The organism is Sphingobacteriaceae bacterium, assembly GCA_002319075.1.
Lineage (GTDB): Bacteria > Bacteroidota > Bacteroidia > B-17B0 > Aurantibacillaceae > Aurantibacillus.
Map to the genome: position 1 here is coordinate 2545309 of NVQB01000001.1, position 13222 is coordinate 2558530.

At 38.7% G+C, this 13222-nt stretch carries 10 protein-coding genes and 1 pseudogene; 7 read left to right on the top strand and 4 right to left on the bottom strand.

Features of this window, described 5'->3' with window-relative positions; genetic code table 11:
- Window positions 1-34: 34 nt before the first annotated feature.
- The 5 genes and pseudogenes from CNR22_11110 (at window position 35) to CNR22_11130 (ending at window position 5452) form a co-directional block, all read left to right on the top strand.
- Entirely contained in the window at window positions 35-1888 is a 1854-nt protein-coding gene (locus tag CNR22_11110) for a hypothetical protein (protein ID PBQ32296.1), read from the top strand.
- A gap of 128 nt (window positions 1889-2016) precedes the next feature.
- Complete coding sequence (locus tag CNR22_11115) at window positions 2017-3033, top strand: hypothetical protein (protein ID PBQ32297.1); 1017 nt, start codon at window positions 2017-2019, stop codon at window positions 3031-3033.
- On the top strand, window positions 3033-4238 hold the full coding sequence (locus CNR22_11120; protein ID PBQ32298.1) for an aminoacetone oxidase family FAD-binding enzyme: 1206 nt from the start codon (window positions 3033-3035) through the stop codon (window positions 4236-4238). The genes CNR22_11115 and CNR22_11120 overlap by 1 nt, the downstream gene beginning before the upstream one ends.
- A 175-nt stretch (window positions 4239-4413) precedes the next feature.
- A complete protein-coding gene (locus CNR22_11125; protein ID PBQ34881.1) occupies window positions 4414-5169 on the top strand; it encodes an enoyl-CoA hydratase in 756 nt (251 codons plus the stop codon).
- An 85-nt stretch (window positions 5170-5254) separates the two neighbouring features.
- Window positions 5255-5452, top strand: a pseudogene (locus tag CNR22_11130) (hypothetical protein).
- A 203-nt stretch (window positions 5453-5655) separates the two neighbouring features.
- Here CNR22_11130 and CNR22_11135 read toward each other — a convergent pair.
- Window positions 5656-5958, bottom strand: coding sequence for an Asp-tRNA(Asn)/Glu-tRNA(Gln) amidotransferase GatCAB subunit C (locus tag CNR22_11135; GenBank protein PBQ32299.1), 303 nt, complete (start codon window positions 5956-5958; stop codon window positions 5656-5658).
- A gap of 30 nt (window positions 5959-5988) precedes the next feature.
- Window positions 5989-6735: a hypothetical protein gene (locus CNR22_11140; GenBank protein ID PBQ32300.1), complete on the bottom strand. Its 747-nt coding sequence runs from the start codon at window positions 6733-6735 to the stop codon at window positions 5989-5991.
- A gap of 168 nt (window positions 6736-6903) precedes the next feature.
- On the opposite strand from CNR22_11140, the gene CNR22_11145 reads away from it, so the two are divergent.
- Window positions 6904-8220 (top strand): hypothetical protein, encoded by a 1317-nt coding sequence (locus CNR22_11145; protein PBQ32301.1) that lies wholly within the window; start codon window positions 6904-6906, stop codon window positions 8218-8220.
- A gap of 46 nt (window positions 8221-8266) precedes the next feature.
- Complete coding sequence (locus CNR22_11150; GenBank protein ID PBQ32302.1) at window positions 8267-9757, top strand: phospholipase; 1491 nt, start codon at window positions 8267-8269, stop codon at window positions 9755-9757.
- Between the two features lie 171 nt (window positions 9758-9928).
- On the opposite strand, the gene CNR22_11155 is transcribed toward CNR22_11150, so the two are convergent.
- Together CNR22_11155 and CNR22_11160 are read right to left on the bottom strand one after the other, a co-directional pair.
- Window positions 9929-10870, bottom strand: a complete 942-nt coding sequence (locus CNR22_11155; GenBank protein ID PBQ34882.1) for a short-chain dehydrogenase — start codon at window positions 10868-10870, stop codon at window positions 9929-9931.
- Between the two features lie 589 nt (window positions 10871-11459).
- The gene (locus CNR22_11160; protein ID PBQ32303.1) at window positions 11460-13049 is read right to left on the bottom strand and encodes a hypothetical protein; all 1590 of its coding nucleotides are present in this window, start codon (window positions 13047-13049) and stop codon (window positions 11460-11462) included.
- Window positions 13050-13222: the final 173 nt, after the last annotated feature.

Below are 13222 nucleotides of genomic sequence, written 5' to 3' on the forward strand. Positions count from 1 at the left end.
TTCTGATTGCCACAACAAAAAATAATAGCAAACTATGAAAAAACAACTATTCTCTTTTTTATCCTTGTTAACGCTGTCAGCCTTTGGTCAGGGCTTTCCATCTACAAATATCAATTGGCCTTTGCCCGATGGGGGGCGCATTTCAGCTGGAAAATTTTATGGCTATAACACTACAAATAATGTAGCTTTTCCTTCTGAAAACGCGGGTTCACAATCCTGGTTTCTTTCCGATATGAATGGCGACAAATCTCCTGATCTTATTGTGAGCGCGCAAAAGCAAGGAAATGATGTTACATGTTTTTCTCCCGGACTAAATCAATACTGGAAAGTATACTTGAGCACAAGTACAGGGTATTCTACCATGCCTATCAATTGGGCATTGCCGAACGGAGGAACGATAAGAAATGCTATAATCTATGGTTTTGATGCAGCGGGAGGATTTGCTTTTTCCAGTGATAATGCGGGTTCGCAAAGCTGGAGTTTAATGGATATGGATGGCGATGGCAAATCTGATCTTGTTGTAACGGCGCAGTTGCAGGGCGGTTTTGTAACTTGTTTTTCACCAGGTTCAGGGGCGTACTGGAAAGTGTACTTAAATACAGGAAACGGTTTTTCGACCAATGCTGTAAACTGGAATTTGCCAAATGGCGGAAGGCTGTCCGGCGGTACCACTTATGGCTTTAATGCTATCAGCAGTGTAGCTTTTACTTCAGAGAACACAGGTTCTCAATCCTGGTCGGTACTAGATATGGATGGCGATAAAAAACCTGATCTGGTAGTTACAGCGCAATTACAAGGCGGCAAAGTCACCTGCTTCTCACCGGGATCTGGTCAATACTGGAAAGTTTATTTAAATAACGGAAGTGCTTTTGATAATACAGCTGTAAACTGGTCGCTGCCGAATGGCGGTAGATTAAACGGTGGTACTACTTTTGGTTACGATCAATTATCCGGCACCGCTGTGTCATCCGATAACACAGGATCTCAAAGTTGGTCAGTAATAGATATGGAAGGAGATGGCAAGCCGGATCTGGTTGTTACCGCACAATTACAGGGAGGAAACGTCACCTGCTTTTCTCCCGGATCTAACCAGTACTGGAAAGTTTCTTCAAACACTTCTACCGGCTTTTCTAATTCTGCTACTAACTGGTCTTTGCCAAATGGAGGTAAAATTACTGGTGGCGTAACTTATGGATATAATAGCATTTCTGGCATTGCAGCCAATTCAGATAATACAGGTTCTCAAAGCTGGAATGTTTTAAATCTTGATGAGTACGCCTCGCCAGAACTGGTTGTTACCGCGCAATTGCAAGGGGGTAACGTCACTTGTTTTTCGCCGGGAAATAATCAATACTGGAAAGTTTACAAAAATGATAATCCGGGGTATTCAACTAACGCTATAAATTTTAGTTTGCCTATCGGCGGAAAGTTAAATGGAGGCACAACTTTCGGGTTTGACTTTACAAATAGAGTAGCGCAAACATCTGACAATACCGGTTCACAAACCTGGATGATTACCGACATGAACTCTGACAAGATTCCAGATCTGGTAATTACAGCCCAATTGCAGGCAGGTGATGTTACTTCTTTTTCTCCAACATCTTCGCAGTACTGGAAAGTTTACAAAAGTGATTTTGTTACAGGCATTAAAGAGAATAGCCGTAATAAAGCTACTTTCTCACTTTTCCCAAATCCAAATGCGGGAGCCTTTTATATTCAATCTACTACTGAAGAGACCTTGGTAGTAAGCAACGAGTTGGGACAGGAGATCAAAAGAATTGAACTTAATAGCATCACAAATAATTCAGCAAAGATAGAAGGTTTAAAAAGCGGAATTTATTTCGTTTCCGGAAAATCTGGAACTCTAAAAATTGTAGTGCTTAATTAATTTGTGTTTATCATTTAAAAAAACGCGGAAGATCTACCTTCCGCGTTTTTTATGATGACAGTCTGCAAAACAGATTCAAATTTGCGCTCTTTCCCAAAATTGATATCTTTATGAAGCATTAAAAAATTATGGCAGCTAAAAAGGTTTCGAAAACCGGAAAATCAGATACGGAAATCCAGAGCCATTTTATTTCCCGTTTCAAACAGGTCTTACCTCCGGGAATGGGTTTTGCTGAGGAAATGGCGGATGTTTTAGAGGTGAGCATAGACAGTGCTTACCGCCGTATTCGCGGAGAGACAGAGTTAACTATAGACGAAATTTATAAGATTACAAAAAAATACGCCATTAGTATGGATGAAGTATTTAGCAATCGTGGCGATACTGTTACGTTTGCCTATACTAAACTTACCGACAGTGCTAAAAACTTTAAAGACTACCTGACGCGCTTATACACGCATTTAAATACCATCAATAAGTTCGAGAATAAAAAAATTTATTACGTAGCGGAAGAAATTCCCATGTTTTATTCTTTCTTTTCCAGGAAGCTTAGCGATTTTAAATTATTCTATTGGCAGCGCAGTGTTTTAAATATACCAGAGTACCAACAAACAAAATTTGCTTACGGCATTGTACCCGAAGAGCTCGTAACTATTGCGCATAACTCCTATCAGGAATACTTAACTATACCAAGCACTGAAGTTTGGACAGATGAAACAGTTTACACAGGCTTAAGACAAATTCGTTTTTACCTTGATAGTGGCATTCTTACTAAAGAAATAGCGCTTGAACTTTTTCAGGAATACCGTAGCATGATTGAAATGGTGCATAAAAATGCAGAGAACGGGCGCAAAAACATCAGCGATAAAACCGAAACTTACATGCTTTATAACAGTGAAGTGGTATTAGGAACCAATTGTATTTACGCCATCATGGGCGAAGCACGCTACTCTTACATTTCTTTTAACAGCATTAATTCACTTACCACCAATAATCCTGAATTCTGCGAAGAAACAGAACATTGGATGCGAAATCTGGAAAAGAAAAGTACGTTGATAAGTGGTGTAGGAGAAAAGCAACGTTATCAATTCTTCAGCCAAATGTATAAGCAGATCGATGCGTTTATTGAAAAAGTACGCAACGAATAGTGAAAACAAAAATCTCTATAGTGGGCGGCGGCGCATGCGCTCTCATGCTTGGCTGCGAATTGGATCCCGAAAAATTTGAAGTAACACTTTACGAAAAAAATGCCGCGCTCGGAAGAAAATTTTTGGTGGCAGGCGAAGGTGGATTAAATCTGACACATTCTGAAAACACAGCAAATTTCATCAAACGCTACACTCCGTATGGTTTTTTTGAAGAAGCATTCTCACACTTCTCTAATGAAGAACTTAGAACGTGGTTTAAAAATCTCGGTATTGAAACCTATGTTGGGAGCAGTGGTCGCGTGTTTCCTCTAACTGGAACGAAGCCTATTGAAGTCTTGAATAAACTACTGGAGCGTCTTAAAAAAAACAAAGTTTTTGTCTTAACAAAACATACTTTGCTTGATTTCACGAAAGATAAAGAACTTGTTTTTGAAACAAATGGAATAAAAAAAACGATTAAAAGCGATCTGGTAATTTTTTGCATGGGCGGTGCCAGCTGGCCTGTAACAGGAAGCACGGGCAACTGGGATGAACTTTTAAAAAGCCACGCAATCAAAATAAATCCTTTCCAGGCAAGCAATTCATCTTTTAAAATCGAATGGCCGCAGCAATTAATTGCTAAACTGGAAGGCAAAGTTTTAAAAAATATTTCCATTACATGTCAAACTAAAACACAAATGGGAGAGGTGGTTTTAACACGGTTTGGTATCGAAGGAAGTGGCATTTATCCTTTTAGTCCCGACATTCGATTGCTACTGGAGCAGAAGGGCAAAGCAGAAATATGCATAGATTTAAAACCTTCTTTTTCTTTAGAAAAGATCATAGAAAAATTAAAGCAAAAACCCGAAAAGATAAATCTGACCGAATATTTAAAAACAAACCTTCATCTCAGTGACATACAAGTGGTTCTTATTAAGAATTTTTTATCTAAAGAAGACTACCTGGATGTGAGTTCTCTTGCCACTCGTATAAAACAATTTACACTCTCTGTAACGGCAATGGGCCCTATCGAAGACGCTATTTCTACTGTAGGTGGGGTAGATCTTTCAGAAATTAGTGCAGATTTTGAATTAAAAAAAATTCCACGGCATTTTGTTGTGGGCGAGATGCTTGATTACGACGCGCCTACAGGTGGTTACTTATTGCAATCTTGTTTCAGTATGGCCTGTTTTTTAGCAAAGCGTATAAATTTAAGTCATTTTTAACTTTAGGTTTTATAGGCCAATTTTCCCAATTTATCCCGTAAATACACGTTTTCAGCGGTAAAAACTTATTCACCACCTGTGAATAAATATGCTTTTTTTTACGCTCAATAAGTCTATATTTGTCCAGTTTTAAAAAATAGACATGGTGGCAACAAGCGAGTTCATAGTATGTGAAATGAAAAACAGCGTGTTGGTTATTACAATCAACCGACCTGATAAATTAAATGCGTTAAATAAACAAACCATAGAAGAGCTTCACGAAGCCCTGGTTGAAGCAGAGAACCAGGAGGATATCCGCGCGATCATTATTACTGGTTCAGGACAAAAAGCTTTTGTGGCAGGCGCTGATATTGCGGAGTTTGCAAACTTTTCGGTTACAGAAGGAAAACAATTAAGCTCTTTAGGGCATTTTAAAGTATTTAATTTTATAGAAAACTATAGCAAACCCATCATTGCTGCTGTAAATGGCTTCGCGCTGGGTGGTGGTTTGGAGCTTGCAATGGCTTGTCATTTAAGAGTTGTAAGCGATAACGCTAAAATGGGTTTACCGGAAGTGAGTCTTGGGTTAATTCCGGGATATGGCGGAACACAACGTTTAGCCCAACTATTAGGAAAAGGAAAAGCTTTTGAGATGATTGTCACAGCAGATATGATCAATGCTCAGGATGCTTATAAATGGGGACTTGCCAACTATGTAACTACCCAGGAAGACTTATTAACTAAGTGTTTCGAAATTACTTCTAAAATCGCGACTAAAAGTCCAACGGCCATTAAAACAGCCATCAAAGTAATAAATGCCGGTTACAATAATAACCTCAACGGTTACGAAGTAGAAATTGAAGAATTTGGCAAAGCTTTCGGCACAAAGGATTTTAAAGAAGGTGTAAGTGCCTTTATGGAAAAACGAAAAGCAGATTTCAAAGGAGAATAGAATGAGAAACCCCGAATTTTCGGGGTTTTATTTTTTACGGCGCATGCAGAATTATCCGTAAATTTGAGCAGTGAAAAACAAGAAAATATATCTTACTTTTTTTGTGCTTGTACTAAGCCTGTTTGTATTTCATACTGAGGTTTCTGCGCAATGCGCCATGTGTAAACAAGCTGCCGAAACCTCCATGCGTTCCAATCCAAATTCAATGGCTCGTAGTCTTAATACGGGTATTCTGTACCTCATGGCTGTTCCTTACCTGATGATCATGTTTATCTTCAGAAAACAGATCGTTCAGCTCTGGAAAAGTAAATTCGGAAAAGTTTCTAAAACCGAAGTGGAAGGTTAAGCACTCCCTATCGCTATCGGGAATTCACAAAAATAAAGTTTCTAATTCTCTCAGCAATTACATATGCGCTACCAAAGCATAGCATCGCTTGTACTATGTGTTGTCTTTAGTGTAATTGGTGGAATTAGTATTGAAACAGGTTAGCGATTTTGCTCTATCACTTTCGGTGCTTTAAAATAATCGCTGTCTTTTTTTGGAGCGTTTTTTAAAGCCTCTTTTTGAGTGAGGGTTGTTTCAGGAATATCCGCACGAAGGATATTTTTCTCATTAGTCATGTAGATCAAAGGTTCTACATGAGTTGTATCCAGTTCATTTAGTTTGTCTACAAAACTCAGCATACGGTTAATATCGTTCATGATCTCCGGTTTCGAAGTCTCATCAAATTCTAAACGCGCCAGATGCGCAATCTCGTCTACTGTTTTTATGTCAATCTTATTTGCCATTTTGTTTTTTAGGATCAGCTAATAGTTGATCTATTTTGTTTTATACCGTTCTAATTCTGCGTTTATAAAGGTAGTAACTTTCTCTTTAAGTTCCGGGATATTTTCTTCCGTCAAGCCTGTGGTATAAATGGGGTCACCTACCACAATCCTGGGCACACCCGGTCGTCCATTACTTTTAAAAAAGCCGCCATTTTGCAAAAACTTCCAGTTATTCACATTCGCAACGGGAACAATCGGTACTTGTTTTTCCACCGCCAATTTAAAAGCGCCATTTTTAAAAGGCCTTAGTTTTCCATTTTCACTAATAGTTCCTTCTGGATAAATAACCTGGCTCAAACCTTCATCCAGTTTTTTACCGGCATCAGAAAAAGCTTTGTGCGCATCTTTAATGCTTTTGCGGTTTACCGGAATATCCAGGTAAACAAAAAAATACTTAAACAATGGAATTTGAAGCAATTCGTACTTGCCCATATAAACGGCGGTATGATCGATGTAGAAAGGACTAAAAATAATATCCAGATAAGATGTATGATTTGAAACTATAATGCAGGGTTTTGGCAAGGCGTATTTTTTTGATTTGTAAATCACAACCGGGTATAAAAACGATCCAATAGAAATAATCCTCGCCCAGAAACGTTTAAGCTTATATACAAAATCAAATTTTTTAGTTACCAGGGCAATGTAAAAAAGTGGAAACATTACCAGGAAAGGCAGTGCAAACCACAACACAAACCAAATCTTCCACAGGGGGCGCAGTATGACTGAAATTACTTTCATGAGTGAAGATTGCTAATTTACATTTTTAATTGCAAGAGCCTGCTTAGAAAGTCTCTTAAAATCAGTAGAAAAAGAGGATTTTTTTTATTACTTTAACAGAGCTGTTTAACTACAGCTGTTATATCTCAAACAGATTCTGTAAGAACTTTAACCCCAAATTGAGTTTGCATGAAAAAGTTACATTTTCTTTTCACAGTTCTGATTTTATTAGTTACCGCATCTTTTTCCCAAAACACCCATGAAAAGGTTATAATTGATGCGAAAACAAAATTTCCTATCGATTATGTATATGTAAACTCTGATGGCAATCGCATTAATTTAATGAGTAATAGTGAAGGCAGACTTATTTTAACTGCCGATCCAAAGACGAAGTCCTTCACTTTCTATAAAATCGGTTACTATCCTAAAACTGTTTCGGTTGAAGATCTTGCATTAACGGATTCGGTTTTTTTGAAAGAAAAGTCCGTTACCCTATCTGAAGTAACCATCACTACCGGTGTTCTGGAAACCATTGTGAAAGACAAAAAATATTATGTAGATGATTATCTGGTTCTTCCGAATAAAGATTTTCTCCTCATCACAAGCGTAATTAATATCGAAGCTTTCGAAGTCTCTTATTATAAAAAAGACAAAGGGATTACCTGCAAAAAAAGATTTACAAATGAAGAAGGAGAGTATCTGTTTACAGATTGTTTTAAAAATATCCACCTCGTTACTAAGAATTTTTCGAGACAAATAGTTTTTACATCCGACAGTTCATTTGATTTCTTACATAGATACACGAGAGCAAAATTTGATAGCACGCTGGCTAATTGTGTGTTAAAAGTAGATACGCAGCTGATCTTTAAAATTTATCCGCCTCCTGTTAAAGTTGAATTGCCAAACTTTAGTTACATGCAAAATGCTACTCATTTAACTTACATGAAAGTTTATAAAAAGAAACGAGATTATTTTTATACACTGGCGTTTAATGAACGCTTAATGGAGATGTATAAAAATGAGGTTTCAGATAAATTGCACTCAAGACAAAATATCTCTTTAGTAGGCGGTCGTGGTCAGTGTGCGGAGGCAGACGAATCGCAAATAGAATATTTCTTCCGCAAGGTAGCTAAGCCAATATATGCGCCTGTGTTCCTTGTAAAAGACACCGTGATAATTTTTAATTTTGAGGAAGGCGTGATTGTTTTTTTAAACAAAGAAGGAAAACTACTTAACGAAGTTAAACTTAAAGACAAAGAAATCTCCACCTTTCATGACTTTGAAATTCTGTATGATCCAACAAAAATAAAATTCTATTTCAAAACAAAGGAGTTTGATAAATCTGTTTTAAGTAGCATTGATATTTATTCTGGATCGGTTAAAGAAAAAATTCATCTGGAGAAGATCTTTGCAAAAAATATTCAGGTACTTAATGATAAGCTCTATTACCTGGTAAAAGAAAAGGAGTGGGACGATACCTGTTACCTCTATCAGCAAAATTTATAAGTAATAAAATAGCAAATTTTGCTAAATTCGTTAGAAACAATTCTTTATGGCTTCCTTACTTCTTGTATTTGTACACGGCTACAGCGTAACCAATCTTGATACTTATGGTGAACTGCCGCTTCGTCTTCGTAACGAAGCCCTAGCTCGCGGAATAGAGGCGAGAATAGAGAATATCTTTTTAGGGCGCTACATTAGTTTCAACGATGAGGTACGCCTGGATGATGTCTCACGTGCCATGCACCTGGCAGTTCAGGAGCAAATTCCTAAGAACATGCGCTTTGTCTGCATTACGCATTCAACGGGCGGCCCGGTGGTGCGCAACTGGCACCATTTATTTTATGAAAATCAAACTGCTGTTTGTCCCATGTCACACCTCATTATGTTAGCTCCGGCTAATAATGGATCTGCATTGGCTCAATTAGGCAAGACAAAATTAAGCCGCGTAAAATCCTGGTTTGATGGAGTGGAGCCAGGACAAAAAATTCTTGATTGGTTAGAACTGGGAAGCAGTCAGGCCTGGGATCTGAATAAAAACTGGATCGTAAATGGCGACAAAGAAATTTCTGAGCAAGGCATTTTTCCATTTGTATTAACCGGGCAAGACATTGATCGCAAATTATACGATCATATAAATTCCTATACCGGCGAATTAGGATCAGACGGAGTTGTACGGGTGGCTTCGGCAAATTTGAATTCCAATTATATTTCTTTAAGACAACAAACTCCGGTTTCCAGCGGAACAAGAATCGCAGCAATAAGCCTGGAAGTCGAAAGAACAAAAGAAGCCCCGCAAACGGCAATGCGCATTATTTCACAGAAATCACATTCCGGAGATAAAATGGGCATCATGCGCAGCGTATTGCAAGAAACTTCAGATCAACACAATGCAGAAACGGTGAAAGCTATTTTTGATTGCATGGAAGTAAGATCTACAGCCGATTATCTGAAAGTTTGCGAGCTTTTTTCCGCTGAAACAAATCAGTTGCAAAAAGATTTTCTGATTGAAACAGAAAAGAAACTTCTAAAAACAACCATCTACATTCACGACCGTTATTGCATGGTGATATTTCGTATTAAAGATAGCGAAGGATATGCGTTGACAAATTTCGACCTTGTGCTTACGGGGCCAAATGATGATCCGGATATGTTGCCTTCAGGATTTTTTGCAGACAGGCAAAGCAACAAAAATAACCCTTCCATCTTAACCTACTACTTTAATTACGACGTAATGGTGGGGGCTCCGGCTGTTGTTAAGGATGGAGAAGAAATTCGTAAAGCTTTACCGGGTATTGATAGCCTTGGATTAATAATATCACCACGACCAGACGAAGGCTTTGTGCGCTATTTGCCCTGCAAACTAAGTGCTACTAGAGAATTGTTTGAAAAGGCAATTAAACCCAATGCAACTACATTGATTGAGATACAACTGCAACGCATTGTAAGCACAGAGACTTTTCGCTTTGAAAATCCAGAGCCCGATAAGTTAACCGAAAGAAGTTTTAAGAATACCGATCCGGGGAATGGGATATTGGGATAGAGGACAGGGTTTGCCGCAGATTATAAGGATAACACAGATACTTGATAAAGGCTTACAATCGTGAGAAGAAGTAACTACGTTAAGGTGTACAACTCGTAGTTATCATAAAGGTCTCTCCAACTCAAAGATCTAAATTTTCTCAAAAGATAATCCAAGCAATCAGTGGCAAGTTTAGTCAGCTAAAAACCCAAACTTCCCGGCATTGTAATCTTCAATCGCTTGTTTGATTTCTGCTTCGGTATTCATTACAAAAGGACCATAACTTACATATGGCTCATTTAAGGGCTGTCCGCTCAAAACCAACAAAACACTTTTTTTTGTTGCTTTGATGTGAATTTCGCCGGCTTCGTTTTTAAATTGCGCATAATGATTTTCATCTACCTTATGTTCATTATTTACTGTCACGCCTCCGTCAATAACAAGAATTGCAGAATTAAAATCTGGCGGTAGAGTGAAAGAAACTTCACCATTTGTATTCAGATGAAAATCATAAATATGCACCGGAGAAAAAGCAGAAGCAATTCCTTTAATACCGTTGTAGTCGCCCGCTACCACATGCACGGAGCCCATATTATTAGGAAGTTGTACTGCGGGTTTATCTTTATGTAAAATGCTTTGGTATTTTGGTTTTGTCATTTTGTGTTGCTTCGGAAGATTGATCCAGAGCTGCACCATTTCAAAAGCGCCCCCTTTTTTATCGAAATTCTTTTCGTGGTATTCTTTGTGAAGCACACCACCGCCGGCTGTCATCCACTGAACATCACCAGGATTGATCACTCCCGAATTTCCGGCACTATCGTGATGTGCCACCGAGCCTTTATAAGCAAAGGTAATAGTCTCAATTCCACGATGCGGGTGAACGCCCACACCACGCGAAATTTCAGAGGGAGGAAAATTTACTTCAGCATTAAAATCCAATAGAAAAAACGGGCTCATGCGTTCTTCAAAACCTTTTCCGTTTGGAAAAAAATTCATCACTTTAAACCCATCTCCAACCATGTGCGTGTTGGTGGGAGAAAAAACACCTTCAATACCACGGTAATGAGAGAGCCTTGTGCTTGCTGCAAATAGGTTTGTAAAGGTTGATGAAAGGCCAAGGAAAAAAGCACTCATGCTTCCCTTTTTAATAAAATCTTTTCTGTCCATTTAAAAAATTGCTTTAAACGAATTTACTTATTCTTCACAAGAAAAGATTCGGAACAATCTTAAAATTTATCATTTCAGGTTTAAATGCCTTGTTAATTCAAGCCTGGTTGACTGTCACTTCGAGCAGGATTAACATCCAGTGGATGTTAAGGCCAGCTTGTGTGTAGTTGACTGTCACTTCGAGCAGGATTAACATCCAGTGGATGTTAAGGCCAGCCTGTGTGAGTCGACTGTCACTTCGAGCAGGATTGACATCCAGTGGAAGTTAAGGCCAGCTTGTGTGTAGTTGACTGTCACTTCGAGCAGGATTGACATCTAGTGGATGTTAAGGCCAGCCTGTGTGTAGTTGACTGTCACTTCGAGCAGGGTTGACATCCGGTGGATGTTAAGGCCAGCTTGTGTGTAGTTGACTGTCACTTCGAGCAGGATTGACATCTAGTGGATGTTAAGGCCAGCCTGTGTGTAGTTGACTGTCACTTCGAGCAGGGTTGACATCCGGTGGATGTTAAGGCCAGCTTGTGTGTAGTCGACTGTCACTTCGAGCGTAGTCGAGAAGTTACTGACTCTTGCTACTTTTCTTGAGCATGATATTTTTGGTACGCTCCAGATTTACCTTGCCCATGTCGCTTACAACAAGATCTTCTTTGTAACGTACAAAGCCTTTAGAATGTGTTACCAACTTGTAATTGCCGGCTGGCAAGGCCATTACATAACGGCCGGTTTTTGAATGCGGTGTAAAAGTATATTCGTAGTTGGTAGAAGTATTTGTAACGGTAATATCAATGGCATAATTTTTAGGTTGATTGGCAGGAATAGTATCCCCCATAAAAAACTGTCCCGTATAAATTACACTAACAGGCTCAGTGTCTTCAAATTTGATACGGTAAATATCCAGGTCGCCAAACCCGTTCGGACGATAAGCGCTTAAATAGGCGAGACGATTATCCTGCGTTACGCAAATACTGCGATCATCATCGGTTGAATTAACCGGGTATCCCAAATTTTCAGGCTTCGAAAAAGTAGTTGTTTTTTGATTCCAGCTGCATTTAAAAAGATCGTAGCCACCCATAGAATTAGGCCCATCGCTTGAAAAATACAAAGTTTTCATGTCTATTGAAAGAAAAGGCAAATCTTCATTATAAGGCGAATTAATAAAATCAGGAAGTTTTTGCGGAATACCCCATTTACCGCTCGGTAAACGCCGTGCCATATAGAGATCGCTATTATCATTCATCCCTTCACGTCGCGCAAAAAAGAGTACGCTTCCATCTTCACTCACACAGCCGCTGGTTTCAATTTTTTCGTTTACAATGGGGTCTACAATTTTTGCCTTTCCGAAATCAATGCCTGCATCTTTTCGGGAAGTGATATAGATATCACCGAATTTATCAATGTGGTCGAGGTACACGTACATTTCCATGCCATCAGAACGCAAACCTGTTACTTGTTCATCGAGATTTGTATTTACTCCTTTACCCGCATTTCTTGCGCTAGTCCACTTACCGTGAGAATCCAGGTTACTTTGATAAATATCGCTACTCCGATAGCCATCCATCTCTACTTTTTTTCCACCAAGATTATCTTTTCTACGCGAAGTAAAAACCAGGTACATTTCATCTTTATCTATAAAGGGATAATAATCGGGTTCACTGCTGTTGATTTCGCTACCGAGATTTTGAAAACTAACATTGTTAGGCTTTTTCATCAGCTTGGCAGCATTCTCGCATTGTTCGATATTGCGTTCAACTTCAGGAGCACGCTTAGGTTTAAGTTCTGCAAATTTTTCGAACGCGGCGATAGCATCTTCTATGCGATTATTTAAATGATAAGCTCTTCCTAAATAGGCCCATACATCTTCTTCCAATTTGGGATCTTTGGAGGCTGCTTCCAGAAAGGTTACGGCTTTATCGCGGTCGATGCGCGTATTCAGATAACACAAACCCAGTTTGTACTTTATTTTAGAATTATCTGGATCTTTTTTGAGTTCGGCTGTATAAATAGGTATAGCGGCGAAATAATTTCCGTGTTTAAAGTGTTCGGTCGCATCTTCGATTTGCAGCGTTTTAGCAGGTTGTGCAAACACGAAAACAGAGCTGATTAAATAAATAAGTATGAGTACTTTTCTAAGGGTCATTACAGGCTCCACTAATATAGACGAAAACAAGATGTTCTGCAAAAAGCAGAATTTGATTTATTAACAATTGGCTCCTTAAGATTTAATTGGAAGTTAATTGAAGGTGCCGCAGAGGTATATTTTGTGTTTGGCAAAAATCTATAGTAATTCCGGGCTATAGCTCCCATATAATAGATAGATACGGA

Excerpts from the sequence above, each read along its gene's own strand:
- CNR22_11110 (PBQ32296.1), top strand. The coding sequence starts at position 35 with ATGAAAAAACAACTATTCTCTTTTTTATCCTTGTTAACGCTGTCAGCC.
- CNR22_11115 (PBQ32297.1), top strand. The coding sequence starts at position 2,017 with ATGGCAGCTAAAAAGGTTTCGAAAACCGGAAAATCAGATACGGAAATC.
- CNR22_11125 (PBQ34881.1), top strand. The coding sequence starts at position 4,414 with ATGAAAAACAGCGTGTTGGTTATTACAATCAACCGACCTGATAAATTA.
- CNR22_11135 (PBQ32299.1), bottom strand. The coding sequence starts at position 5,958 with ATGGCAAATAAGATTGACATAAAAACAGTAGACGAGATTGCGCATCTG.
- CNR22_11140 (PBQ32300.1), bottom strand. The coding sequence starts at position 6,735 with ATGAAAGTAATTTCAGTCATACTGCGCCCCCTGTGGAAGATTTGGTTT.
- CNR22_11145 (PBQ32301.1), top strand. The coding sequence starts at position 6,904 with ATGAAAAAGTTACATTTTCTTTTCACAGTTCTGATTTTATTAGTTACC.
- CNR22_11150 (PBQ32302.1), top strand. The coding sequence starts at position 8,267 with ATGGCTTCCTTACTTCTTGTATTTGTACACGGCTACAGCGTAACCAAT.
- CNR22_11155 (PBQ34882.1), bottom strand. The coding sequence starts at position 10,870 with ATGAGTGCTTTTTTCCTTGGCCTTTCATCAACCTTTACAAACCTATTT.